Below are 25,331 nucleotides of genomic sequence, written 5' to 3'. Positions count from 1 at the left end.
GATCGTTAGTCCAGTGCACCTTGCGAAAAGAAATGCTTGCGGATGCGCTGCACGAGCTCGGTGAAAACAGGGTCGGCCATCACGTCGAGCGAACGCGGGCGCGGCAGCGGCACATCGTAGATCGCAGCGACCGCGCCGGGCCGCTCGGTCATGACCAGCACGCGGTCAGCGAGGAACACGGCCTCCGGAATCGAGTGCGTGATCAGGAGCACCGTCTTCTTCGTCTCGCGCTGGATTCGCATCAGCTCGACATTCATGCGCTCGCGCGTCAGCGCATCGAGCGCGCCGAACGGCTCGTCCATCAGCATGATCCTGGGATCATGTACCAGCGCGCGGCAGATCGACGCCCGCTGCTGCATGCCGCCGGAGAGCTGCCAGGGCAGTTTCTTCTCGAACCCTTCCAGCCCGACAAGCCTCAGCAGCGCCTTCGCGCGATCGAGATACTCTTGTCGCGGCAGCCGCTTCATGTCGATCGGCAGCATGACGTTGGAGAGGATGTTGCGCCATGGCAGCAGCAGCGCGTTCTGGAACACGATGCCGACATTGCCATGCGGCTTCGTCACCTTCTCGCCCTCGACCAGCACCTCGCCGGTGGTCGGCGGCAGCAAGCCCGAGATCAGTTTGAGCAGCGTGGACTTGCCGCAACCGGACGGGCCAACCACGACAAAGAACTCGCCGTCGTTGATATGGAAGTCGATCGGCCGCAGCGACGGCACATCGCCGTCGCGCGTCCGGTAGGTCTTCGACACGCCGGACAGCGTGATGCCTGACGCATCGCCACCAGCCCGGTCGCTCACCAGTCTCAGATGCGCGGCCGGCTGCACGTCACCTACCACCTTCGTTGCTGGGGTCATCTAATCAAGTCCACTCGGCGATTATGAACCGTCATTCCGGGGCGCCCAAAGGGCGAACCCGGAATCTCGAGATTCCGGGTCTGGTCCTCCGGACCATCCCGGAATGACGGTACTTGTTTCACGAGCCGCTCTTCGGCAGATAGTCGTTGGTGTAGAAGGCCTTCGGGTTCTCCTTGGCCTTGGCATCTAACCCGCCATATTCGACCATCAGATTGACCGAGTCCGTCATGTTCTGGTCGGTGACCTGGAACGGCCGCTTGGTCTTGGTCTCGGGCGTCCGGTAGAGCGGAATGGTCAGCTCAAAGCCCTGCGTCAGCGTGTCGATCTTGCCGCCCTTCGGGTTGGCATCGAGGATCGACTGCGCCGCGGCCTTCGGCTCCTTTTCGGCGGCCTCGACCGCCTTGGTCGTCGCCGACATGAAGCGGCGGACGAGATCTGCGTTGGCCTTCACATAGTCGGAGTTGGCGATGATTCCCGAGGAGACCATGTTGATGCCGTAGTCGGCGAACTTGATCGGATAGACGTCCTTGCCGGTGGCGTCCTTGATCTTCATCGACTGGTCCATGACGTAGCCGAGCAGCAGATCGGCCTGGCCGTTGATGACGGCATTGAGCTTGGTCTGGCCGTCGCCGGCAACCGTGTGGAAGTCACTCTCTTTCAGGCCCGTCTTCTTCAGGAACAACGGCCAGATCTGGGTCATGGAATCGGCCGGCGTGATCGCCACCGTCTTGCCCTTGATGTCCTCGGGCTTCTTGATGTTCTTGTCGACAAAGCCCATGGCGGACATCGGGCTGGTCTGGAGCAGCACGCCGGTCGCGATCACGGGCGCGCCCTTGATCGCCGCGCGCATCATGGTGGGAACGTCGACATAGCCGAAATCGGCGGTCTTGGCGGCGACGGCCTGCGTGGTCGCTGCGGAGCCGCGGCCTTCCTGGATCTCGAGGTCGATGCCCTCGGCCGCGTAGATGCCTTTGGCCTTGCCGTAATAGAACGGCGCGTGCTCGCCATAGACGTACCAGTTGAGCATCAGCACGACCTTGTCGGCTGCCTGCGCCGGCATGGCCGCGAATACCAACAGCGCCACCGAGACAGCCCCAATCAATCGCTTCATCATCAGTCTCCCTTGCCCTTGTTGTTTCGGCCGTTGGTGGCCGTTCGTTGCTTTAGTTATTGTTTGAGCATGATCTTATCGGAAAACCGCTGCACACTTTGCGCTAACGCGGCCCTCCGGGTCCGGATCATGCCCTAAGAGGCGAAAATGACGTCTTCGCGCTGGCTAACATGCCAGGGAATGACCAGCTTCTCGATCCGGTCCACGATCCAGAACAGGATCACGCCGAGCAGCGCCAGGATCACGAGGGCTGCGAACATCGTCGGCAGGTCGAAGGTTCCGATCGAGCGCTGCATGACGTAGCCGATGCCGGAATTGGAGCCAACGAACTCGCCGACGACAGCGCCGACCACGGCCAACGTCACCGACACCTTGAGCCCGGAGAAGATCGCCGGAAGGGCATGCGGCAAGTTCACCGCGCGGAAGACCTGGAAGCGGCTTCCCTGCATCGCGCGGGCGAGATCGACCATGTCAGGATCGACCGATTTGAAGCCTTGCACGGCGGAGACGACCACCGGGAAAAAGCCGAGCAGGAAGGCGGAGATGACCTTTGGAATGATGCCGAAGCCGAACCACACCACGAACAGCGGCGCGATCGCGATCTTGGGCACGGATTGGGAGAACACCAGCAGCGGATAGACGTAGCTCTCCACCGTCTTGGAGCCCGCGATCAGCATCGCCACGGGAATGCCGAACAGCGCGGAGAGCAGGAAGCCGCACACGGTTGCATAGGTGGTCGGCCAGGACTGGCGCAGCAGTTCCGGCCAGTCGGTGCGCAGCACCGCGACGACATCGGCCGGCGCCGGGATCTGGTAGGCGGGGATCTTGAACAGCCGGATCGAAAGATCCCAGGCGACCACGATGAAGACCAGGAACAATAACGGCCGCACCCAGGCCGCATTCAGTATCTTGGACACCGCACCTTGCGGCTTCGGCTCGGCCACGTCTCACTCCCGGCATTCTTCGTCGTTCGGAGGAGTAATTAACCCGTTGGATAAATACTGTCCAGCGCTTTCCCTGTGACGTTTTGCGCCGGTTCCCGGACCTTTGGGTGAGGGTCCGGCACACACCTCCTCTCGTGTCCCGGACGCGCTGCAGCGCACCGCTGAAGAAGCGCTGCGCTGCATCCGGGGCACGAGAGCGAGACGTGGCGCACGTCTGTCCCCACCTCGTCATTGCGAGCGCAGCGAAGCAATCCAGAGCCTTTCCGCAGAGCCAGCCTGGATTGCTTCGCTGCGCTCGCAATGACGGAGCTTGCGGCAACAGCATAGTTCGATCAATTCGCACCTCACTCGCAGGCGCAATTCCCCCCTCGCAGACACACCTCCGCGTTCTCGCGGCGCATTTGCCCGAGCTTTGCTTCTCGCTTGGCCCTATCTCGACAGAAAGGGCGCAGGGAAGGTCGGGCGCCGGCTGGCACCCGCAAAACCCCCCGTGCTGAACAGATGCGCACGCAACGCACAGGGGAGACACAGGGCAGCCGAAACCCGGCCTTCCCTGCGCAGTGGTTTGACGGCTTATGCGCGCTCTCCCCGGAGACGAATTCCCTTTGCCTCCGTCGCCTCACGGATTGACGGTGCATCGAGGTCCGGTTGGATCGATGCACCTCCGCTCGGCTTGGCCGTAGCAACGACGGCCAGGACCACACGGTTTCGCCGTACGCGTCAGCGCCGTTCATCGAACACGGCTTGCCGGGGGCTCACGGGTTCGGCTCAATCCACTGCCCCGCCCTGCACCCTGCATCCGCGCCGACGCTGCCCGCGTCCACCGCAGCCCGGCCCGCAGTCCGTGACGACTCGCGATCCGCCCCTTTCGTGGGCCAGGATGGGCACGCTATACGATAAACCGAAATTTCTGGAAAGTAGAATATTTTGACGCCCACCGATTGACCCGGTTATGGCGTGTTTTGCCCGTCGGGCACCGCAAGGGCTTGTAGCCTTGTAGCCAGCATGGGGAGACGGAACAGTCGCGCATCATCTTCAGTGTCATTCCCCGCGAAAGCGGGGAATCCAGTACGCCGCGCCTTCTCCGCATCCCGCTGCTGCCTCTGGAATACTGGATCGCCCGATCAAGTCGGGCGATGACAGCTGAGGGTGCGGACACACCTGCAGGACTGCGCAACTAAACCGTCTGCGCCACGGCAGCGCGCGACTTCGGCGCCTTGGCGATCTCGAACAGCGCGGCGGACCGCCCTGTCAGCGCGGCCACCACGAGGCCGACCATGTGTGCCAGCCGCTCGTCCTTGGCGTCCTTGGCGAGCAGGTCGCGGCCGAAGATCACGCTGAGCGTCGCCGAGTTGGAGAGATAGAAGAAGCTGAGCGCCGCGATAGAGATGTAGAGCTGCACGGGATCGACGGCGACCTGGAAATCGCCACTGTCGACGCCGCGCCGGACCACTGTTCGAATCATCTCGACGAAGGGCGAGTGCATCGACTTGACCTTGGTCGAGCGCTTCAGATGCTTTGCGCGCGCAAGGTTCTCGGTCTGAAGCAGCGACAGGAATTCCGGGTTGCGGAGAAAGTAGTTCCAGGTGAACTCGATCAGCCGCCGGATGGCCTCGGGCGGATCGAGATGTTCGAGATCGAGCCCCCGCTCTTCGCTGCGGATCTTGTCATAGGCGCCTTCGAGCACCGCGAGGTAGAGCTCGTCCTTGTTGCCGACGTGATAGTATAGCATGCGCTTGTTGGCGCCGGCCTTGGCCGCGATGCGGTCGACGCGCGCGCCGGCGAGCCCATGGGCCGAGAACTCCTGCTTGGCGGCTTCGAGAATGCGCAGCCGCATCCCCTCGGGATCGCGCTGCCACTTCAGATTTTGCTTTGCCTTCGCCAAACCGGTTGCTCGCTGGGTGCTCTCACGACGCATGTAACACGCGGGCGGGCGTTTGAGAATGAAGGATGAAGCGCCTCCGCGTCGATGCCACATGTTTCCGTCATTCCGGGGCGCGCCCTTTTGGGCGCGAGCTACGGTGCGCAATTGCGCACCTGAGAATCCATCGCGCGGCAAGACGCGTGGACGAATGGATTCCGGGCTCCTCGCTGCGCGACGCCCCGGAATGCCCCCTTCAATCCACCGGCTTCGGCGAGCGCTCCAGCAGCACGGTCTGGATGCCGCACGTCCCGCTCCGCACGGTCATGATCCGCGTGCCCGGCTTGCGGCCGTTACGCACCTCGGTGACGTCGAGGCCGGCGGCGATCAGGCGGGCGCGCGTGGCGTCGATATCGGCCACCCGCCAGCTCAGGCCCCAGAGGCGGTCATGGCTGGAATCGCCACCCGCCACCGGCCGGCGCACCACCTCGACGATGAGGTCGCCGCAACGGAAGAACATCAGCTGGCCCCAATCCTGGTGCGAGCGGTCGAGCGCCAGGTCGAGCCCGAGCCGCGCGCCATAGAGCGCGGCGGCGCGGTCGGAATCCTCGGTGGTGATCACGACGTGGTCGAGCCCGTCGATCGGCGCGGCGTCGGTCACGGCCGACAGTGGCCGCTCCCTGGCGAGCTCGAGGAAGAACATGCGCACGCCGCGGGTGAGTTCGGTGGCGGCGCGCGTGCGCTTCCAGTGCAGAACCGCACCGCTCTCGACGTCGCTGCTTTCGACCTCGGCGACACCATCCGGCTTGAGCGCCACCCGCTCCAGACGCCGGTGCATCTTGCTCATGTCTGCGACACGAAAGCACAGGCTGGCGAGCACACCTTCATGGTCGTCGAGCAGCGCGCGCATGCGGTCCGCGGTCACGCCGGAGCCGCTCGGCGCCATCAGTTCGATCGACATGTTTTCGAGCGTGAACAGCACGCGGTCGGCGCCTTCGCCGGAATTCTGCCAGGCAGGCGCGCGCCCAAGCAGCGTCTGATAGGCCGCCTTGGCCGCACCGATATCCTTGACCAGAGCGACGACGTGATCGAGGCCGGTGATCATATTTCCCCCATTTGATCGACCTGGAACAATGGACCGAAAGACGGCGTTTGTCCGGGCTTGGCATTGGCCGGTGATGGTCGTATTCCGGCACCATGCTGACCTCAAGCGCCCCGGCGGCAGTTTTGCGAATAATTTCAGCGTCCCCGGAGCGGAACCGGTGCTAGAGTAAGCCCGCCGGCCGGGACCACCCAGCGCATCACGGACAACCAATGCAGGCCCTCTTTATCGGACAGACCTATATCGACGTCGTCTTCATCACCGACCAGATGCCGACCGGCGACGAAAAGCACGTGGCAAAGGACTACGCGGTCTCCTTCGGCGGCAATGCGGTCACGGCGGCGTTCTGCTGCGCCAAGCTCGGTATCGTGCCCGATCTCATCGCCACGGCAGCCAATGACTGGCTGGGACGCATGTTCCAGGACATGTGCGCGAAATACGCGATCTCGCTGCACGGGCGGAAGGTGAACCAGTCTTCGCTGTCCTTCATCATGCCCAAGGACGGCAAGCGCGCCATCGTACGCTGCCGCGACGACGAGCACATCCATCCGTTCCCGATGCTCAATCTCGGCGGCTGCCGCGCGCTGCATGTCGACGGCCACCAGCCGGACGCCGCGATCCACTATGCAAAGGTCTGCCGCGAGGCCGGCATCCTGACCTCGCTCGACGGTGGTGGCCTGCGCACCAACACGCATGAACTCCTGGAATTCATCGACGTCGCGATCGTCGCCGAACGGCTGTGCGAGCAGATGGACCTGACGCCGGAGAAGATGCTGGACTATCTCAAGGGCCGCGGCTGCAAGATCGGCGGCGTCACCATGGGTGAGAAGGGCCTGCTCTGGTACAACGAGACCGGAGCGGTCGAGATCATGCCGGCGATGCCGATCCCGCGCGAGCGCGTGATCGACACCAACGGCGCCGGCGACGTCTTCCACGGCGCCTATGTCTATTCCTACCTCGCCCATCCCGGCAAAAGCTGGCGCGAGCATTTCGACTTCGCCCGCGCCGCCTCGACCTTCAAGATCCAGCGCCTCGGCAACGAGGCCGGCCTGCCGACCCTTGTCGACATCGCCAAAGTCAGGCACGAGTTCGAAGTCAGAGTGTAGACTTCGTAAGGGTGTGACTTCGCAGAGGGTTTCATGGGGCGCGTCTTCGTCGCCGGCAGCATCAACATGGACGTGGTGGCGACGGCCGATCGCCATCCCAAAGTCGGCGAGACCGTCGCCGGCCGGCAGGTGCTGTATTTTCCGGGCGGCAAGGGTGCGAACCAGGCGGTCGCCGCGTCGCGGCTCGGTGCCGAGACCACGCTGATCGGGCGGCTGGGCAAGGATTCATTCGGGGCTGAGCTGAGGGCGTTCCTCGGCAATCAGGGCATCGATCTCGGCTCTATCCGCGAGACGGCCGAGGCGCATACCGGCACCGCCATCATCACGGTGGCGGAGGCGGACAACACGATCGTCGTCATTCCCGGCAGCAATGCGCTGGTCAGCGCTGATGACGTCGCGGATGCGCCGCTGGCGAAGGGCGATGTCGCCGTCAGCCAGTTCGAGATTCCGCTGCCGACGATCGCAGCGTTCTTCCAGCGGGCCCGTGCGGCCGGCACCACCACGCTGCTCAACCCGGCGCCGGCGCAGACAATGTCCAGCGAGCTGCTCGCGCTCGTCGACATCCTCGTGCTGAACGAGACCGAGCTCGGCCTCCTCGCCGGCGCCGAGCTCTCCGAGGGCGATACCGCGGAGCGGATCATCGATGTCGCGCGGCAGCTTCAGGCGCGCGAGGACCAGACCATCTGCGTCACGCTCGGCAAACGCGGCGTGCTCGCGCTCGCCGGCCGCGAGGAGCTTTCGGTACCCGGCCGTGTGGTGAAGGCGGTCGACACCACTGGCGCGGGCGATTGCTTCGTCGGCGCGCTCGCCGCGCAACTGGCTGGCGGCGCAGCCTTGCGCGCCGCGCTCACCTTCGCCAACGCCGCCGCCTCGATCAGCGTACAGCGGATGGGCGCGGGTCCATCGATGCCGACGGCGGCGGAAGTGGCGGCGACGTTGTAGGCTTTTTCTTCACCTCGCCCGCTTGCGGGGCGAGGGAGAAAATCTCACGCCAGCGCGCTCTTCAGGTCGAAGCTCTCATCCGCGGCCTGCTCGGGCGTGATCGAACGGTCCATGCCCAGCAGCCTGCGGCCGAACATGTGATCGCCGGCGCGGTTGATCGACTCGATGCCGAGCAGCTTCTCGCCGTTGTAACAGAACGCCGAGAACGCCTTGCCGGCGGGATCGCCGCGCAGGACCACGCGGTCATAGCCGGTGGTGAGGCCTGCGATCTGGAGCTTGTCGTCGCCCTGGTCGCTCCAGAACCAGGGATGGCCGTCATAGGCCTTCCTGTCACCGGTCAGCCGCGCCGCGAGGCAACGGGCGTGGTCGGTGGCGTTCTGCACCGATTCCAGCCGCAGCGATCCGCCGAAGCGCGGGCTGGCGAACAGCGCGCAGTCGCCGATCGCCGAGATGTTCGGATCAGCCGTCGAGAGAGACTCGTCGACAATGATGCCGGCGGCGACCGGTAAGCCCGCTTCGGCCGCGAGCTCGATGTTCGGCAACACGCCGACGCCGACCACGACGAGGTCGGCCGGCAGGTGCCTGCCATCGCTAAGACTGACGCCGGTGACCTTGCCGCCCTCGGCCTCGATGCTGGTTGCCTGCACACCGAGGTGAACACGGATGCCGGCCTCGCGATGCCGCGCCTGAAAATATTCGGAGACCTCCGCCGTCACCGCACGCGCCATGACGCGGGGGGCGAGTTCGAGCACGTCGACCTCAAGCCCCTTGATCCGCGCGGTGGACGCGAATTCGAGACCGATGAAGCCTGCGCCGATGATCACGGCCCGCTTCTTCGACGGCATGACTTTGCGCAGCGCCTCGCTGTCGTCGAGGATGCGTAAGTATTTCACGTCAGGCAGATTCGCATTGGGCAGATCGAGCAGCCGGTTGCGCGCGCCCGTCGCCAGCACGAGGTGGCCGTAGGCAAGCGTCTCGCCCGAGGCGAGGAGCACTTTGCGCCCCGCGCGGTCGATCGAGACGGCGCGGCCCGCGATCAGTTCGACCTTCTGGTCGTGGTAAAATTTCTCCGGCCGGAACATCAGGCTCTCCGGTCCGGCGGAGCCCTTGATATAGCCCTTGGACAGAGGCGGCCGCTGATAGGGCAGATGCGCCTCGTCATTGATCAGGCAAACGCGGTCGGAAAAGCCCGCCTGCCGCAGGGATGCCGCGACCTGGTAGCCACCATGGCCGGCACCGACGATGATCACCGGACCCTCCGTCATTGGAACAGCCCATTTCCGGAGACACGAGCGTGACCCATGTCGTCTCCTCTCTCGCTGATATTGGCTTGGCTAGCCTAGGAGGAGCCGGCGCTCGTGTCCGTCCCTAGACGAAGGCCGCCCATTTGAGCCTATCGCCCCGCCTTAGGCAAGGGCCCGGAAGCAGTACGGCGAGACCACGGCTGGGGATTGTCTCCCCTCGCCTTCTGCGATTTAGTTGCACCAACGACCTCTTGCCGGGGATTTCCGATGCCTGCTCCCATCTCCCAACCCGATGATCCCGCCCTGCTGCGGATCGACGGTCCGATTGCGACCATTACGCTCAACCGCCCCGCCGCGTTCAACTCGATCAACCTTGCGATCGCGCAGAAGCTCGAGCAGCTCGCGGCCTACATCGAGAGCACCGACGAGATCAGGGTCGTGGTTCTCGAAGGCGAAGGCCGCGCCTTCTCTGCCGGCGGCGATCTGCAGACGATCGGCGCGGCCGCCGAGGCCAACACAGTGACGCCGGTCGTCGGCGAACTGCTGAAGCATTATCACGCCTTCATCGAGATCATCCGACGCATGCCGAAGCTCTCCCTGTCCAGCGTGCACGGCTCGGCCGCCGGCGCCGGTATGGGCCTGGCGTTCGTCACCGACCTCTGCATCGCCGCGGAGGATGCCAAGTTCACGCCGGCCTATGCCAAGATCGGCGTGTCGCCGGATGGCGGCAGCACGGTCGGCATCGTCGGCACGGTCGGCTCCCGCCGCGCGCTGCAGATCTTCCTGTCCGAGGACAATTTTACCGCACAGCAGGCCCATGAATGGGGCCTGGTTGCGAAGGTCGTTCCCGCCGCGGAGTTGAAGGCGGCCACGCGAAAATTCGCCGAGCGTCTCGCGCAGAACCCGCCGGCGGCGATCGCCGGCACCAAGTCGCTGGTCTACCAGGCCGCCACCACGCCGGTGAAGCAGCAGCTCGACGCCGAGGAGCACAAGATCATCATGGCGATGAATACGGAGGAGTTTCGCGTCGCCGTCAAGAAATTCACGAGCAGGGGCAAGTGAGCGCACCGACGCCGACACGCTCGTTCTACGGCCTGCGCCATGGAGCGACCGACTGGAATCGCGAGGGGCGATTCCAGGGGCGCACCGACAACCCGTTGAACGAGGACGGCCTCGGACAGGCGCACGCTGCCGCGGATGTGCTGAGGGGCATCCGCATCAGCCGGATCGTGAGCAGCCCGCTGGTCCGCGCGCTGAAGACGGCCGAGATCATCGGCGCGGCAGTCGCGGTGCCCGTGGAGGTGGACCCCGGTATCATCGAGTTCGACTTCGGCAGCTTTGAAGGCCTCCCCGTCCGCGACATGATGGCAAAGCATGGCGTGAAGTCGGCCGAGTCTCGTGTCCATCCTGCCCTCCGACGGCGAGACCTGGAGCACCATGACCGAACGGTCGCTGCGCTGCGTTTCCGGTTGGCTCGACCGTCACGCCGGCGACAAGCTCCTGTTTGTCTGCCATGACGCGGTGATGCAGGCGATGGCGAAGTCGCTATGCGGCAGCTATTTCAAGAACAGCCACGGCACACCGTTTCGCTACGTCCGCGAAACGGTGCACTGGCGCGTTGAGCAAGTCATCACTTAGGACAGATGTAGCCCGTGCCCGCCGGCGACTTGAAGCAGCCGACCGATTCCGGCAGCACGTACCGCGGCAGCCACAACACCACGCTCGGGAAGTAGATCACGAACGCAATCGTGGCGAAGAACACGAGGTAGATCGGCAGTGCCGCACGCAACGCCTTGGCAAAGCTGATGCCGACGAATTTCGAGGCCATCAGCAAGACCAATCCGTAAGGCGGCGTGATCAGGCCGAAGGCGAGCGTGGCAATCAGCACCACGCCCATGTGCACGCCGTTGATGTCGCCCGCTTCTGTCAGCGCGTTGACCAGGGGCATGAAGATGATGATCGTCGGCACCGGCTCGATGAAGTCGCCGACCACGGTGAACAGCAGCACCATCAGCAGCATGATCAGGTGCGGATCGTTGCCGGCGATCGAGGTGATCATTTCGGCAATGTAGCTGGCGCCGCGCAAATAGGCGAGCATCCAGCCGAAGGCGTTGGCGGCGCCGATGGTGATCAGCGGCAACGAGAAGATCAGGCCGGCGAGGCAAAAATCGTACGGGATCTTTTTGATATGCCCGCGGTTGAGCGCGGGGATCACGACGAGCACGATCCAGGCCACGGCGACGACGCCGGCTTCCGTCGGCGTGAACCAGCCGGTGAGAATGCCGCCGAGCAGGATCACCGGGATCATCAGCGGCAGGGCTGCGTCGCCGGCCGCGAACACCACCTGCCGCAGCGGCGCGCGCGGCTTGCGCAGGCCCGAGGGGCCGAAGAAATAACAGTAGATCATCAGGCCGAAGCCGATCATCAGGCCCGGCACGACGCCCGCCATGAACAGCCCGGCGATCGAGACGTTGCCGACCGCGCCATAGACGACGGCCGTGATGCTCGGCGGCACCAGGGCCGCAATCGTCGAGGCGGACGCGATGATCGCGGCGATGAAGGCGGGCTCATAGCCCTCACGTCTCATCGGGCCGCCCAGCGCGCGGCTCATCACGGCGACGTCGGCCGTGGTCGAGCCCGACATCTCCGAGAAGAACATGCTGAAGACGACGACGACCTGCGACAGCCCACCCCTGATGTGCCCTACCAGCGACACCGAGAGGTTCGCGATCCGCACCACCACGTTGGCCGAACTCATGAGCTCGCCGACCAGGAGGAAGAACGGGATTGCCAGCAGCGCCTCGGAATCCACGCCGTCGAAGATCTTCTGGATGATGGCGGCGAGCGAAACATTCGACAGGATCGCGCCGATGAAGACGCCGGCCATTAGCGAGAACGGCACGGGCACGCCGAGATAGCCGAAGGACAGGAAGCAGATCGACATCAACACCAGGACAATTGGTGCGCTCACGGCTGCGCCCTCATCTGCGCGTCGCTGACGACAGGTGCCGCTCCCTCATCCGGCGGCTCGGGATGGTCAAAGCCGTTGCGCAAGCCATTGACGAGTTGCTCGATGGTGAACAGGCCGATCAGCACGCCTGACAACGGAATGATCGCATAGAGCGATGCGATCGGCGTGCCCGAGGGCAGCCTGAAACTGCCGAAGCCGCGCAGATAGTTCTGATAGCCGTACCAGATCAGGCAGAAGGCGACGCCGAGCACGACGAGGCGGATGAGCACTTCGACGATCAGCCGCGGCGTGCCGTGCATCGCCTCCGAGATCGCAGTGAGATAGAGGTGATCGTTGCGCCGGGTCGCGGCTGCGGCCCCAATGAAGATCGCGTAGATGAACAACGTCGAGGTGACTTCCTGAAGCCACAGCCAGGGGTGGCCGATCGTACGGGTGACGATATCAGCGGTCACCGAAAGCGAGAAGCCGAAGCAAAGCACGCCACAGAGGACCATCAGCGTCAGCTCGAGCCAGTCGAGCCAGCGCCATTTCAGGTGACGTTGCCGTTGCACCAGCAGTTTGTCGGCGATGGCCATTGGTTTCCCCGCCCTCCCGGAGCTATCGCATGTGACAGCCAGGAAGCTGCCGAACGTGCTCGGCCTGCATGGTTCGAGACGCCCGCTTTAGCGGGCTCCTCACCATGAGGGTCTGATATCTCGCCGCCAGTGGCGACCTCATCCTGAGGGCCCGCCGTAGGCGGGCGTCTCGAAGGATGGCCGCACGCGGCCTAATTAATCGACCGGATCAGGTCCTTGATCTTCTCGGCATGCGGGCCAAGTTCCTTGGCGAGCTTGTCGAGATAGGGATCGGCGATCGTCGTAAAACTCTTCTTGTCGACGTTGTCGACGATCTTGACGCCCATCTTCTTCAGCTTCTCGGCCGCGGTCCGCTCGAGCTCGAACGCCTTTTGCGGCTCCTTGGAGCTGATCTCGTTCGCCGCGGTCTGGACCCACTGTTTCTGTTCGGCCGACAGGCTCTGCCAGAGCTTGTCGGAGATGAACACCAGGGCGTTGTTGGCCTCGTGTTCGGTGATGTTCAGGACCGGCGCGACCTCGTAGTGCTTGTTGACGAGGTAGACGTTGATGCTGTTCTCGGCGACGTCGACCACACCCGTTTGCAACGAGGTGTAGACGCTGCCGAACGGCATGTGCACAGTCTGGGCGCCATAGGCCGGGAACATGGTGTCCTCGGTCGCGGTCGCCTGCACGCGGACCTTCAGGCCCTTGATGTCGCCGACATTGTGGATCTCCTTCCTGGAGTACATGTGGCGCACGCCCTGCGAGCCCGTCGCGATGACGTGCAGGCCCTGCGTGGTCTCGTCGATCATGGTCTTGAGGGCTTCGAACACGCGGGGATCGGCCAGCCCCTTGATCACGTGGTTCTCGTCGCGGAACAGGAAGTGCAGCGACATCACGCCCGCCTGCGGCGAGATCGTCGCGGTATTGGCCGACGAGATGATCGCGAATTCGATGTCACCGGATTTCACGAGCTGCAGCACCTGCGGCTCCTGCCCGAGCTGTGCGCCCGGATACTGGTCGATGATCATCGTGCCTTTGCTCAATTCCTTGAGCTTGTCGGCAAAGAGGTCGCCCGCGATCGAATAGCCGGTATTGCGCGGCTGGTCGTAGGCGAAGCGATAATGCTTCACCTCCTGCGCCCCGGCCCCGGTGACGAACAGGACAGCGGCAGCCACCACCAACCCACGCATGGATCGTGCAATCATCGTCTCCCCCTGTTTCTATCGCCCGCCGCTTCAGCGGTCTGAGCGCTCGTTCGAGTGGTTGATCAGCCTCTCTCAGTTTTCTGCTCAGTTTTCTGCTCAGTCTTCTTGCCAGTCCTCTGCGTGAAATCGAAGTCGCAGCCCTCGTCGGCCTGCATGATGGTCTCGTTGAACAGCCAGGCGTAGCCGCGCCGCGCCTCGTCCGGCGTAGCGGCCGGCTTCAAGGCGGCGCGCCGCCGCTCCAGCTCCGCGGCGTCGACCAGCAGCTCGATGCTGCGCTTGGCAACATCCAGCCGGATCATGTCGCCGTTCTGCACCAGCGCGAGCGGTCCGCCGACGGCGGATTCCGGCGTGATGTGCAGAACGATGGTGCCGAACGCGGTGCCGCTCATGCGCGCATCCGAAATGCGCACCATGTCCTTGGTGCCGCCGCGCGCGAGCTTCTTCGGAATCGGCAGATAGCCCGCCTCCGGCATGCCCGGCGCGCCCTTCGGGCCGGCATTGCGCAGCACCAGCACGTCATCGGCAGTCACGTCGAGATCGGGATCATCAACCCGGAAGGTCATGTCCTCGACGGATTCGAACACTACCGCGCGCCCGGTATGCTGCAACAGCTTTGGGCTCGCGGCCGATTGCTTGATGACGGCGCCGCGCGGCGCGAGGTTGCCGTGCAGGACAGCGAGACCGCCTTCCTTCTTGATCGGATTGTCACGCGGACGGATCGCGTCCTGGCCGGGCACGTCCTCCGCATTCGCGACGACATCGCGCAGCGTCTGGCCCGTGATCGTCTTCGCATCGAGATCGATGAGGTCGCCGAGTTGCGCCAGCAGCTTCGGCACGCCTCCGGCGTGATGGAAATGCTCCATGTAATGCTCGCCGGACGGCTTGAGGTCGACCAGCACCGGCACCTCGCGGCCGATCTGGTCGAAGGCCTCGAGATCGAGCCGGTGCGGCGAGCGATGCGCAATCGCGGTCAGATGAATCAAGCCGTTGGTCGAACCTCCGATCGCCTGGAGCACGACCTGCGCGTTCTTGATGGACGCCGGCGTCAGCAGTTCGCTCGGCTTCGGGCCCTTGGTCTTGGCCATCTCCGCGGCAACCCGGCCACTCGCCTCGGCGAGGCGGAAGCGCTCGGCATGCGGCGCCGGGATCGTCGCGCTCATCGGCAGCGACAGGCCGAGCGTCTCGATCATGCAGGCCATGGTCGAGGCCGTCCCCATCACCATGCAGGTGCCGACGGACGGCGCGAGGCGGCCGTTCACCGCCTCGATCTCGGCATCGTCCATGTCGCCGGCGCGGTATTTCGCCCACAGCCGGCGGCAATCGGTGCAGGCGCCCAGCACCTCGCCCTTGTGATGACCGACCACCATGGGCCCTACGGGAATGACGACGGTCGGCAGGTCGGCGCTGATCGCGGCCATCACCTGCGCAGGCAAGGTCTTGTCGCAGCCGCCGATCACGATCACCGAATCCATCGGCTGGGCGCGGATCATCTCCTCGGTGTCCATCGCCATCAGATTGCGCAGATACATCGAGGTCGGATGCGCAAAACTCTCGGCGATCGAGATGGTCGGGAACACGAACGGCATCGCGCCCGACAGCATCACGCCGCGCTTCGCGGCCTCGATGATGTCAGGGACATTGCCGTGGCAGGGATTGTAGTCGCTATAGGTGTTGGTGATGCCGACGATCGGCCGCTCCAGCGCGTCGTCGGAATAGCCCATGGCCTTGATGAATGCCTTGCGCAGGAACAGCGAGAAGCCGGCATCGCCGTAGCTCGTCAAACCCTTGCGCAAACCACTCGTCATCATGCCACTCCTTCCAATTTGCCATTGTGGTACAGCCTGCCCCTCGATTGTCAATAAGACTGGTCCATATCGTCGCATTTTCTGCCCTATGCATCGTTTGGTGCCACGAATTATTGACAATCAGCGCCGTCCCTGCTCCACAAGACGGACCGGCTAGGCGCCGGGAGGCTGAGGGATGACCGTCATTCGCACCGCAGACGCCATGATGGTCCGGCGCGACGATCCGGACGACGTCGTCGCGCGGCTGGAGGAGGACATCATCTTCGGCCGCCTGCCGCCGGGCGCGCGCCTGACCGAAGACGCGCTGATGTCGCGCTACGGCACCTCCAGGCATTTCGTGCGCCAGGCGCTGGTGGATGCTGAGCGGCGCGGCATTGTCCGCCGCGAGAAGAATGTCGGCGCCACCGTGCGGTTCTATTCCGCCGAGGAAGTCCGGCAGATCTACGAAGTCCGGGAGATGCTGACGCGGCAGGCCGCATTGATGATCCCCCTGCCCGCACCGCAAGGCCTCATCGACGAATTGACCGTCTTGCAGCGGCAGTATTGTGCGAAGGCCGACGTGCAGGATCTGCGCGGCATCCACGAGGCCAACGACACCTTCCACCTCGCGCTGTTTTCGGCTTGCAGCAATCCCTATCTGGTGCGCTCGCTCCAGGACTACATGAACCTGACGTTGCCGATGCGCGCAAAGAATCTCGCCGATCGCGACGGGCTGACGCAATCGCGGCGCCAGCACGAGCTGATGATCGAGCTGTTGAAGGGCCGCGACAGCTGGGCGCTCGCCCAGCTGTGCGTCGATCACATGCAGTTCAGCAAGTCGGATTATCTAGCGCGGATCGCGGGCGAGGAGAGCTAGCGCGGCCTTCGCCTCTCCCCGCTTGCGGCAGGGCGATCGTATATGAAGAAAACGCGTCAGGAAGTTCGCCTGCGGCCATCCTTCGAGACGCCCGCCTACGGCGGGCCCTCAGGATGAGGTCACGTTTCGCGGCGAGATATCAAACCCTCATGGTGAGGGGCCCGCCGTAGGCGGGCGTCTCGAACCATGCAGGCCGAGCACGTTCGGCAACCTCTCAACCGTCAGATCACGCCCTGCTTCTTCAGCGTCTCGATCTTGTCGGCATCATAGCCGAGCTTGCCGCCGAGAACTTCCTGGGTGTGCTCACCCAAGAGCGGCGGGGCGCGGTAGGTCTTGATCGGGGTCTCCGAGAAGGTCAGCGCGTTGCGGATCAGCGACAGCTCCGGCTCGAACTTGTGCTCGGTCTTCACCCGCATGCCGCGCGATTGGACGTGCGGATCGCTAAACACCTGCTCGAAATTGTTGATCGGACCTGACGGCACGCCGGCCTCCTCCAGCTTTTCCAGCCAGTAGGCCACCGGCTTCTTCAGGAACAGGCCGGCGAAGATCGCCATGATCTCCTTGCCGTGCACGACGCGGTCGTTGTTCTTGATAAAGCGCTTGTCGTTGGCGAGCTCGGGCTCGCCGAGCACCGCGCAGGTGCGCTGGAACTGGCCGTCATTGCCGACCACCAGCATCAGCTCGCCATCGGTGCAGCGGAACACGCCGGCCGGCATGCCGCCATTGCCCCAGGTGCCCCGGCGCGGCGGGGTCTTGCCGTTGACGAGGTAGATCTGGAGCCAGTGGCTGAGCGAGGCAATCACGGTGTCGAACAGGCAGACGTCGAGATGCTGTCCTACGCCACCATTGGCGTCGCGATTGTAGAGCGCCGAGAGAATCCCGATCGAGGTATTCATGCCGGTCATGTAGTCGACGATCGAGGGACCGACCTTCATGGGGCCCTCACCCGGCTCGCCGTCCATATGGCCGGTGACGCTCATCAGGCCGCCCATCGCCTGCAGAATGGCGTCATAGCCGGCGCGCGGCGCGTAGGGGCCGGTCTGGCCGAAGCCGGTCACAGAGCAATAGATGATGCGGGGATTGAGAGCCTTGATCGTCTCGTAATCGAGGCCGTAGCGCTTGAGATCGCCGACCTTGTAGTTCTCCATAAAGACATCGACGTCCTTGGCGAGCTCACGGATGATCGCCTGCCCCTCGGGCTTGGCGATGTTGACGGTGACCGACTTCTTGTTGCGGTTGGCGCAGAGATAGAACGAGTTGTTGTTGTTCGCCTTGCCCTCGGGGTCGGTCAAATAAGGCGGGCCGAAGGCGCGCGCGTCGTCGCCGGTGCCCGGCCGCTCGATCTTGATGACCTCCGCACCTAAATCGCCCAGCATCTGGGCCGACAAGGGCCCGGCAAGCACGCGGGTGAGGTCAAGGATCTTGATGCCTGAAAGCGGCAAGGCCGACATGTCGATTTCCTCCGGGAACTGGATAATGGCGCGGCTTCTCGAAGCGGACCGCGCTTCCTGCGGATACACTATTTTGGCGTTCTGAGCACTGCACTCCGGGAATACGGCCATCCCCCCGCCGCAGGCCGCGGCTCCTGGCCGCGAATTTCCGCGCCGTGAATATTGCCATCGGCTCAGGTCGCGGCCGCCGCGGCGATTTGCGGACGCCGGCGGCCGAGCAGGACCAGGATGAGCACCGTGGCGCAGGAGAAGGCAAAGGTGAGACCGAGCGCGCCGCGGCTGCCGAATTGGGTGAGCAAGCCGACAAGGAGCGGCGGAGAGATCGCGGACGCCAGATTGAGCGGTAGCGCGATCATCGACATCGCCTTGGCGAACTCGGCCTGGTCGTAGAACACGAGCGGGATCGTCGCCCGCGCCACCGCCATCGCACCGCTGCCGGCGCCGTAAAGCAGGATGAATGCCGCGACCGCCCAGGTCGCGCCCTCGCTCATCATCAGCAGCAGCATGGCCACGGGCAATGCGGTGCCCGCGACGAGCCCGGTCGTGATCCCGTCCCATCGCCCGCCGCCGAGGAAATCCAGGCCGCGGGCGCTGACCTGGATCACGCCCAGCATAGAGCCGAATGCAAGGGCCCGCGCCGGCGCGAGCCCCTCCGCCCTCAACAACTCGATCAGAATGGCGCTGATGCCGAAATTGACGAAGGCATTCATCGTGATCGCGGCAACGACGAGGCTGAAGGTGCTCTTCGGGATCGCAGGCGGCGGCGCGGCCTTGACCGGCTCAGCACCACCATCTTTCGCAATCTTCCGGCGCGGTGCGAGGAACGCATAGAGCGGAAGGTTGATGACGAGCATCATGGCTGCATAGACGAGGCACGTCCCGCGCCAGCCGAGCCAACCGCTCAGGAACGACGTGGTCGGCCAGAAGATGCTGCTGGAGAGGCCCGTCACCAGCATGAGCGCGCCGATGGCATTCTTGGCCCCCCGCCCGGCGACCTCGTTCAACATGATATAGGCGCCGGTCGAGAGCGTGGCGCTGCCGGCCATGCCGAGGACGACCCAGGCAGCGAAATACAGCGTTGGCTCGCGGGCGAAAGACAGGAGAACGTAGCCCGGTATGGCGACGACCGTGCCTGATATCATGACGTTTCGTGCGCCATGCCGCGCAAAGGATTTTGCCAGCCAGGGGGCGCACAGCCCCATCGAGACCTAGAGAACGGACGTCCCGGCGAACACCACCGGCAGGCTCGTGCCGAGATCGGCCGCGAGATCGCGCCCGACGATGGCGGGAAGACCGATCGTGCCCCATCCGACCAGTTGGGTGACCGCGAGCACCAGCAGGACGCCGATGAGCCTGCTGTCAGATTTCAGAAACCGCATTCCACCCGTCGCCTGCCCGGCAGGCGCGGATCACGCCCGTACGGTAGTCTTACCCCCGGATGCGACGGCCGGGAATATCGGTTCCGAATGGCACCGCAGCGCCAGCCGCAGACCGGATGTCAGGAAACGTGGCCGGGATCGATATGCTTGGGCGTCTTCTTCTCGCGTTGAGGCGTCATCCTGGCCGGATCAGGCGCACCGGGCACGCCGCGCGGACCGAGCTGGTCGCGCTGGATGTCGTCTTCGGACGATGTCATCTTCGGACCTGGGCGGCTCGACGCCGTTTTGCTCACGAGGCCTGGTCATCGTGACCTCCTTTCGTGCTCTGCGCGAAGTGCGATCGCGCTAGCTGCCAAGCGCGGTCTCGCGCGCTTCGCGGCCGGGCACGCTCACATGGACCTCATGACCCTGTCGGAGTGCCAGCGAGGCGGCGGCGACCGCCGACTCGAACGCCGATTCCTTGGTGGCGTATTTACCGTTGATGTTGCCGTCGTGCAGCACACCCCATTCGTCCTGAACCGGCACGACCGCGTATTGAGCAAGGCCCATTGCAAGCTTTTAAAGGTCTATCGCTGCGTGACCTGCGGGTGCGCAGCGGTCACCCGCCATACGGTATTGCCGCTGTCGTCGGCGACCAGCAGCGCGCCGGTCTTGTTGATGGCGATGCCGACGGGACGGCCAACTCGTGCTTGAAGTGATGGTTCCTATGGCAGGCTCGCCCGCCGCCCCAGTGCGGCCTTTTACTCAGCAACCGGACTGCCGAACTTCGCCACGCAGTGCCACACGCGCTTGAGAGACTGCGGGTCGGCTCTGTTGGATTTCAGGGCCAGGCCAATCTCGCGGGGGATCACATAGCCGTCAATCGAGATGGAGGTTGCCAACTCCGCAAACTCCAGCCCGCGGTAGGCCCCGCAGTCCTCAACCCAGTGGGGAGCCTTCTGATCCGCTGCGAACGTGGCAAATCGCTTCTTCAATGCAGGGATCTGTCAAGAAGGACCCGATCGACCTGAGCTCGATCAGTGTCCGGCGGGACGCTGCCCGGCTATCAGCTGCTGTCAGTACGCATTCTTCGCCCACACGGCAGTGAAGAACGTTCGGGCCACGATCAATATGTCCAACCACAGGCTCCAATTGTTAATGTACCAGACGTCGTAATCGACCCTGCGCTTCATCAGCTCGATTTGCGCGGTTTCACCGCGCAGGCCGTTAACTTGCGCCCATCCGGTGAGCCCGGGTTTCACGTGATTGCGGAACGCGTAGTCGCCAATGCACGCCGAGTATTGGTCGTCATGCGCGACGGCATGCGGTCGCGGCCCGACGAGGGACATGTCGCCCAACAGCACATTCAATAACTGCGGCACCTCATCGATACTGGTTCTACGAAGGACGCTTCCTACGCGCGTTATTCGAACATCGTTTCGCTCGGCCTGACGGATGTTGGGGCCGTCTTCGAGTACGGTCATTGTACGAAGCTTGTATATTGTGAACTCTCGACCATTGAACCCACGCCGACGTTGCTTGAAGATCAACGGCCCCGCGGACTCTAGCTTGATCAGTATCGCCACGATGAGGAGCAGTGGCAGCGCGAGGATTCCCCCGAGGGTTGCCAAGATGAGATCGAACCCTCGTTTGACGAACAATTCCACTCGAGACAAGGCCGCGCGTTGGAGCTGGATCACGGCGCTCCTGCCCATATTCATTAACGGCTGCGTCAGCAACGTCTCCGACGACCTGTCGGGCAACAGGAAGATCGGGACAGGCAATATCCTCAGGCGTTCGCAAATCAGCTTGCGCCGTTGCTCGTCATTCCAGGATATTGCTATCAGCACTTTCTCCGCTTCGTGAGTTCGGGCGGCGCGTATTGCATTTGTGATGATCTCCGAGTCGCGAGAGAAAAGCTCCGCGCCGCCGGGATCGCAACGGGAGAGCGGAAAGCGGCCGATATCGTGCGCCCCGTAATTCATCAGCAGATCGCGAGGGGAATGACGGGCAAGTTCGGCTTCATCGCCAATCAGAATGACCCGGCGTCCGTTCACTTGGCCTTCCGCGAGGGCATTCCGAAGCTGCGCGGCCAGAATTACTCGCCAACCAAGCAGAAACGCGACACCGAGCAACGCGAAGGTAATCAGCCCTCCCCGTGAATAATAGGCCGTCGACTTAAGCAGAAAAAGGAACCCGACGAGGGCCGCCATCGCCATCAGCCATCCCCCGGCCACTGCTCGCAGTTGTCCGCGAGAGAGAAGAATGGATGCCCGGTACAACCCCAGTGAGTTCATCAGCAGAACGAAGAATAGACCTGCATCGCCCCCTTCTCCGAGGTATTCGCTAAGGCTGCCCACCTCGTTGAATGCCAACATGTGATAGGTGACGCCCCCCAACCAGGCTCGCCATCAGGATCAGCATCAGATCCGAGGCCGCCATGAATAGTCCGATTTCGGAATAGGGGACAATACTTGCGAGCAAACGGTCGTGCGGCGCCCGCCCACGCAACTCGACGGATTGAGGGGAGACCGTCCGATGGAACATTTGCTTCGAATCTCCTTTACGCGGCTTGCGGACGCGCAGCCGAGGCACGGGCTTCCAGGAAATTCCAAGACAACAAAAGCCTCAGAGACGAGGCTCAGACTTTATGCACGCGAACATGCATTCGCGGCGCGCCTTGTGTCCTCCTCCCTTTCGTCAAACGCACGTTATGCGTCAGAGGATGCCATGCGCTTCCGCCTGCTTCGGTATTCTTCCTTACTTAACTTTGAACGAAAAATGAAACCGGGCGTTGAACAGCTTCGACGCTATTTGGGGGCCCAACGATGCTCTACTCCGGAACGAACCAAGTCATAAGCTGCCTCTCCGCACCGGAACGATCGCTGATCGTTCCTCACTTGCGGTTGTTCGAACTGGTCCCTGGACACGCTCTCCACAGCCCGCACGAGCCCGTGAGCCACGTCTACTTCCCGCGAAGCGGCGTGCTTTCCATCGTTGTGATATTCTCCGACGGCAATTCGGCCGAGGCGGCTGTAGCAGGTTCCAATACGATCGTTGGAGCGATCGCAGCGTTTGGCGATGGGACCGCTTTGAATCAGGTGATGGTTGCGGCCCCAGGAAATGCGGACCGGATCGAGGCTGGTGTCCTGCGGCGGCTGGCACGGGAGAACGAGGCTCTTCGCGAAGTGTTGATCCGGCACTCCCAGGCATTGGCAGCGCAGTCTGTCCAGATCGCCGGATGCAACGCCATACATCCGCTGGAAGCGCGCCTCTGCCGGTTGCTTCTGCAATGTAGAGATTTGGCGAGCGCAGATACTCTGCCGTTCACTCAGGATTTGGTGTCTTCCATGTTGGGGGTTTATCGACCGAGCCTGACGCACGTCTTGCGAAAGTTGGAAACCGCCCGGCTAGTTTCGGTTTCGCGCGGCAAGGTCCGCATCGAGGACGCCGCAGCGATGGAGGAATGCTCGTGCGAGTGCTACGGCGCGATCAAAGAACAGGTCAAGCAAATCGTCGGCCCGAGCAGTTTGGCCGCCTGACCAGCTGTTTCCAAACCCTCACAAAGTATTCAGGCCAAATGGCTTTATATGCCTGAGGCGATGACCAGGACGAACGGTTTGCCTTCGACCAAGTGGGCAATTCAACATTACGACGATGGCAACCGCAAAGCATGATTCACAGTTCAGCCTAGACAGGCGGCACGCTAGAGCCTCGCATGTGTGTCGTACCATCCGGGAAACGCCCCGAAGCACGCCATCAGCAAGCGATGAATGAATCTTCCACCTCTTAGGCGGAACATCAAGCCGTCATCTCCGAACAGCTTGTACTGGATGAAAATGAAGGCGTATCTCGCAGCAGCTTCGGCAAAGCTGATCCAGCGCCCATTCAGATCCTCGCCAAACGCTCCCGATGCATCGTCTTCGAAAATATAGTTGAAGGTAGCGCCATTGCGATCGCGCGTGCGGATCGACGAGTTCGGAATGTGCACTTGAGGCACAACCTGGAAACGTTGATATCCAAGGTTGCGCAGCTTTCGGAGTTCATGGATCAGTTTTCAAAAGTCAACTTTTTCGCTTTCCATGGAGATAAAGGCTGGCAGGCCGGAAAGCTCGGCAAGGGCGTCAATGATGACATCTTCTCGCCCCTCAATGTCGAGCTTGAGATAGTACGGAACGCCCCATCTTTGGAATGCTTCGCGAATATCGAATATCGGCACTTCGATCTCGTGATGGGCGGACCCGAGGCGCACGTTGCGCGTGGCCCAATCTGGATCGACCGTCCCCCAGGTGGATTGCTTATCAACGAAGAAGCGAACATTGCCCTGGCCTTGGGCGATCGCGCCAAAAATGATTGTGATCCGCTCATTTCCGGCGAACCGTTTCCTGTTCCACTCTATCAGATCAGGATTTGCGTCAATGCCGACAACTCGAAACCCCTTTCTGAGGTAGTAGGCGGCGTCCTCGCCTTTATGGAGACCTACATCAAATATCAGGTCTTCGCGAACGCAATTTCGCTGGACGCGATTGGACAGAGCCATCGGCAAATTCCATTCGGAGAGTCGGGAAGAGCGGGCGTCTACGCAAATAAACCCAGACTACCCACCGTTCTTCCGTCTTGAGGTCAGGTGGAATGCACGTGTGGGGAATTGTTGCCATTGCCGGGCAGCCGCACTGACGAGAGCGTGGAGGACACCAAAGAGAGACGGGCAGCGCTCGCATCATCATCCGGCGCGTTTCGTACTTGGTCGCGTTTGCTTTCGTCGCCGTCAGCAATGATCAAGGAAAGCGGATAGTAGTTTCGAATTGTTCTGCAGACCGACGTGGGCCTCTGTCGGATTCCAACGGTGAAAAGGATAGGCAGGAGGCGTTTGCGACGCCCCCCGGAGCATGAAGGTCGGCACGTGCGGCCGTCGGACATACTTCTCAGTGCGCCACTAATCTGGCTGTGCGCACAACGAAGAAACTAAGAATGAGTTTCTTGTGGCCTCAAGAAGATCATCTTTCAGCCCGAGGTGCCCTTTTTAGTGCAAGCCACCGCGCCTCTATTCTGACATAGTTCCTCTCTCCGGACGTATGACTTCAAAGGCAAAGGCGGCAATGCGCCCCACACGTTATATGCGGCGAAGGATGATCACTCTGATCCGCTTGGTGGCTTGGCTGCTGGCTGCCGCCGTTACCTTTGCGACGCTTGGACCACCGAGCCATCGGCCGCATTCCATCCTCGGGCAAGTCGGCGAGCATATCCTGGCCTTTGGCTTGGTCGCGCTGGCCTTCGCGCTTGCCTATCCGCGCCACAGGCTACCAGCCGCAGTGATAACTGTCGTCATGGTTGGCGTGCTTGAATTTCTGCAGTTGTTTGTCCCCGGCCGACATGCGCGGTTGGAGGACTTCATCGTGGGCGCAGTAGCTACGCTGGCGGGTTTTGCAGTCGTGTCCGTGCTGGACTTCGCGAACGACCGTGTGACGACGCCAGGCCGGACTCAGCACCAGAAGTCCGTCAACCGATCCGGCGGTAGCTCGGGCTAGCGCACAGTGGGTTGGATGTTCTTGGGCCTGGATGGGCTTTGCAAACCGAGGGCCTCGGCCCCTTGCATGCGCAGCTACGCGGCGGCGCAGGCCGAATTCGCCACACTGTCGCATCCCCCTACCCTAGATTGTAATGCGCCCTGGGCGTCCATTGCATGACGAACACGTGCGATTCACCTAATGCGGCACTATCGTCGCGCATCACTACCCGCTTCGCATCCGTCAGCAACGGTTTAATCGGGAATTCGCCGTTTGATCGCTGATGCTTTGCTCGCGACTGAAAGCAGCATGCACGATGCCGGAGATGCTGGCGCGCTTGTTGGACTTGCCTTGATCGCACTAGGGTCCGGACTCAATTGATCCACCAAGTGAGTGCGGCAGCCAAGAGGATTGCGGAGAGGAAGATATCGGCTCGCTTGTCATAGCGGGTCGCGAT

At 62.9% G+C, this 25,331-nt stretch carries 24 protein-coding genes and 3 pseudogenes; 8 read left to right on the top strand and 19 right to left on the bottom strand.

Features of this window, described 5'->3' with window-relative positions; translation table 11 throughout:
- Positions 1 to 5 precede the first annotated feature (5 nt).
- The 5 genes from AC630_RS17765 to AC630_RS17745 form a co-directional block, all read right to left on the bottom strand.
- Positions 6 to 854, bottom strand: a complete 849-nt coding sequence (locus AC630_RS17765) for an ABC transporter ATP-binding protein (RefSeq protein ID WP_074119784.1) — start codon at positions 852 to 854, stop codon at positions 6 to 8.
- A 118-nt stretch (positions 855 to 972) separates the two neighbouring features.
- Positions 973 to 1,965 (bottom strand): ABC transporter substrate-binding protein, encoded by a 993-nt coding sequence (locus AC630_RS17760; protein WP_074119898.1) that lies wholly within the window; start codon positions 1,963 to 1,965, stop codon positions 973 to 975.
- A gap of 134 nt (positions 1,966 to 2,099) precedes the next feature.
- Entirely contained in the window at positions 2,100 to 2,909 is an 810-nt protein-coding gene (locus AC630_RS17755; protein WP_074119783.1) for an ABC transporter permease, read from the bottom strand.
- Between the two features lie 1,177 nt (positions 2,910 to 4,086).
- Positions 4,087 to 4,794 carry a TetR/AcrR family transcriptional regulator gene (locus AC630_RS17750; protein ID WP_208867025.1) on the bottom strand — a complete coding sequence of 236 codons (708 nt, stop codon included), beginning with the start codon at positions 4,792 to 4,794 and terminating at the stop codon, positions 4,087 to 4,089.
- 232 nt (positions 4,795 to 5,026) lie between these two features.
- Positions 5,027 to 5,875, bottom strand: a complete 849-nt coding sequence (locus AC630_RS17745; protein WP_074119782.1) for a VOC family protein — start codon at positions 5,873 to 5,875, stop codon at positions 5,027 to 5,029.
- A 209-nt stretch (positions 5,876 to 6,084) separates the two neighbouring features.
- Here AC630_RS17745 and AC630_RS17740 point away from each other — a divergent pair, with 209 nt between their 5' ends.
- Together AC630_RS17740 and rbsK are read left to right on the top strand one after the other, a co-directional pair.
- The gene (locus AC630_RS17740) at positions 6,085 to 6,978 is read left to right on the top strand and encodes a sugar kinase (protein ID WP_074119781.1); all 894 of its coding nucleotides are present in this window, start codon (positions 6,085 to 6,087) and stop codon (positions 6,976 to 6,978) included.
- Positions 6,979 to 7,011: 33 nt separating this feature from the next.
- Complete coding sequence (gene rbsK, locus AC630_RS17735) at positions 7,012 to 7,920, top strand: ribokinase (protein WP_074119780.1); 909 nt, start codon at positions 7,012 to 7,014, stop codon at positions 7,918 to 7,920.
- A 44-nt stretch (positions 7,921 to 7,964) separates the two neighbouring features.
- Here the strand turns inward: rbsK and AC630_RS17730 are convergent, their stop codons facing one another.
- Positions 7,965 to 9,185: an NAD(P)/FAD-dependent oxidoreductase gene (locus AC630_RS17730; protein WP_074119779.1), complete on the bottom strand. Its 1,221-nt coding sequence runs from the start codon at positions 9,183 to 9,185 to the stop codon at positions 7,965 to 7,967.
- 246 nt (positions 9,186 to 9,431) lie between these two features.
- Between AC630_RS17730 and AC630_RS17725 the strand changes: the two genes are divergently transcribed.
- From AC630_RS17725 to AC630_RS48350, 3 genes are read left to right on the top strand one after another with little or no spacing between them, the layout of a single operon-like run.
- Positions 9,432 to 10,226, top strand: a complete 795-nt coding sequence (locus tag AC630_RS17725; protein ID WP_074119778.1) for an enoyl-CoA hydratase/isomerase family protein — start codon at positions 9,432 to 9,434, stop codon at positions 10,224 to 10,226.
- Complete coding sequence (locus AC630_RS17720) at positions 10,223 to 10,681, top strand: histidine phosphatase family protein (RefSeq protein WP_245330432.1); 459 nt, start codon at positions 10,223 to 10,225, stop codon at positions 10,679 to 10,681. Before AC630_RS17725 ends, AC630_RS17720 begins: the two co-directional genes overlap by 4 nt.
- Positions 10,602 to 10,802: a hypothetical protein gene (locus tag AC630_RS48350; protein ID WP_502691522.1), complete on the top strand. Its 201-nt coding sequence runs from the start codon at positions 10,602 to 10,604 to the stop codon at positions 10,800 to 10,802. Before AC630_RS17720 ends, AC630_RS48350 begins: the two co-directional genes overlap by 80 nt.
- On the opposite strand, the gene AC630_RS17715 is transcribed toward AC630_RS48350, so the two are convergent.
- The 4 genes from AC630_RS17715 to AC630_RS17700 all read right to left on the bottom strand — a co-directional run bounded on the left by AC630_RS17715 (position 10,795) and on the right by AC630_RS17700 (position 15,702).
- On the bottom strand, positions 10,795 to 12,135 hold the full coding sequence (locus AC630_RS17715) for a TRAP transporter large permease (protein WP_074119777.1): 1,341 nt from the start codon (positions 12,133 to 12,135) through the stop codon (positions 10,795 to 10,797). The genes AC630_RS48350 and AC630_RS17715 overlap by 8 nt on opposite strands.
- A complete protein-coding gene (locus AC630_RS17710; protein WP_074119776.1) occupies positions 12,132 to 12,710 on the bottom strand; it encodes a TRAP transporter small permease in 579 nt (192 codons plus the stop codon). The genes AC630_RS17715 and AC630_RS17710 overlap by 4 nt, the downstream gene beginning before the upstream one ends.
- Before the next feature lie 191 nt (positions 12,711 to 12,901).
- Positions 12,902 to 13,897, bottom strand: coding sequence for a TRAP transporter substrate-binding protein (locus AC630_RS17705; protein ID WP_074119775.1), 996 nt, complete (start codon positions 13,895 to 13,897; stop codon positions 12,902 to 12,904).
- A 62-nt stretch (positions 13,898 to 13,959) separates the two neighbouring features.
- The gene (locus AC630_RS17700; protein ID WP_074119896.1) at positions 13,960 to 15,702 is read right to left on the bottom strand and encodes an IlvD/Edd family dehydratase; all 1,743 of its coding nucleotides are present in this window, start codon (positions 15,700 to 15,702) and stop codon (positions 13,960 to 13,962) included.
- Positions 15,703 to 15,877: 175 nt separating this feature from the next.
- Here AC630_RS17700 and AC630_RS17695 point away from each other — a divergent pair, with 175 nt between their 5' ends.
- Positions 15,878 to 16,558 carry a GntR family transcriptional regulator gene (locus tag AC630_RS17695; RefSeq protein WP_074119774.1) on the top strand — a complete coding sequence of 227 codons (681 nt, stop codon included), beginning with the start codon at positions 15,878 to 15,880 and terminating at the stop codon, positions 16,556 to 16,558.
- Between the two features lie 221 nt (positions 16,559 to 16,779).
- On the opposite strand, the gene AC630_RS17690 is transcribed toward AC630_RS17695, so the two are convergent.
- The 7 genes and pseudogenes from AC630_RS17690 to AC630_RS17670 all read right to left on the bottom strand — a co-directional run bounded on the left by AC630_RS17690 (position 16,780) and on the right by AC630_RS17670 (position 21,745).
- Positions 16,780 to 18,009 carry a CaiB/BaiF CoA transferase family protein gene (locus tag AC630_RS17690; protein ID WP_074119895.1) on the bottom strand — a complete coding sequence of 410 codons (1,230 nt, stop codon included), beginning with the start codon at positions 18,007 to 18,009 and terminating at the stop codon, positions 16,780 to 16,782.
- 173 nt (positions 18,010 to 18,182) lie between these two features.
- A pseudogene (locus AC630_RS17685) lies at positions 18,183 to 19,388 on the bottom strand (MFS transporter).
- 119 nt (positions 19,389 to 19,507) lie between these two features.
- A pseudogene (locus tag AC630_RS45490) lies at positions 19,508 to 19,694 on the bottom strand (hypothetical protein).
- A 39-nt stretch (positions 19,695 to 19,733) separates the two neighbouring features.
- Positions 19,734 to 19,937, bottom strand: a complete 204-nt coding sequence (locus AC630_RS17680; protein WP_074119773.1) for a hypothetical protein — start codon at positions 19,935 to 19,937, stop codon at positions 19,734 to 19,736.
- A 17-nt stretch (positions 19,938 to 19,954) separates the two neighbouring features.
- Positions 19,955 to 20,080: pseudogene (locus AC630_RS43925) on the bottom strand (hypothetical protein); the annotation flags it as partial.
- Between the two features lie 48 nt (positions 20,081 to 20,128).
- Positions 20,129 to 20,362: a hypothetical protein gene (locus AC630_RS17675; RefSeq protein ID WP_208867024.1), complete on the bottom strand. Its 234-nt coding sequence runs from the start codon at positions 20,360 to 20,362 to the stop codon at positions 20,129 to 20,131.
- An 81-nt stretch (positions 20,363 to 20,443) separates the two neighbouring features.
- Positions 20,444 to 21,745, bottom strand: coding sequence for an undecaprenyl-phosphate glucose phosphotransferase (locus tag AC630_RS17670; protein WP_074119894.1), 1,302 nt, complete (start codon positions 21,743 to 21,745; stop codon positions 20,444 to 20,446).
- A 450-nt stretch (positions 21,746 to 22,195) separates the two neighbouring features.
- Between AC630_RS17670 and AC630_RS17665 the strand changes: the two genes are divergently transcribed.
- Positions 22,196 to 22,909 (top strand): Crp/Fnr family transcriptional regulator, encoded by a 714-nt coding sequence (locus tag AC630_RS17665; RefSeq protein WP_074119772.1) that lies wholly within the window; start codon positions 22,196 to 22,198, stop codon positions 22,907 to 22,909.
- Between the two features lie 164 nt (positions 22,910 to 23,073).
- Here AC630_RS17665 and AC630_RS17660 read toward each other — a convergent pair whose 3' ends face one another.
- Positions 23,074 to 23,358, bottom strand: a complete 285-nt coding sequence (locus AC630_RS17660) for a hypothetical protein (protein WP_074119771.1) — start codon at positions 23,356 to 23,358, stop codon at positions 23,074 to 23,076.
- 66 nt (positions 23,359 to 23,424) lie between these two features.
- Positions 23,425 to 23,907, bottom strand: a complete 483-nt coding sequence (locus tag AC630_RS17655; RefSeq protein WP_074119770.1) for an FkbM family methyltransferase — start codon at positions 23,905 to 23,907, stop codon at positions 23,425 to 23,427.
- Between the two features lie 589 nt (positions 23,908 to 24,496).
- On the opposite strand from AC630_RS17655, the gene AC630_RS17650 reads away from it, so the two are divergent.
- Complete coding sequence (locus tag AC630_RS17650) at positions 24,497 to 24,895, top strand: VanZ family protein (RefSeq protein WP_074119769.1); 399 nt, start codon at positions 24,497 to 24,499, stop codon at positions 24,893 to 24,895.
- Positions 24,896 to 25,331: the final 436 nt, after the last annotated feature.

Source organism: Bradyrhizobium sp. AS23.2, assembly GCF_001908185.1.
In the GTDB taxonomy this organism is placed as follows: domain Bacteria; phylum Pseudomonadota; class Alphaproteobacteria; order Rhizobiales; family Xanthobacteraceae; genus Bradyrhizobium.
Note: the sequence above shows the minus strand (reverse complement) of the source record. Positions and strands in the feature narration are given on the sequence as shown.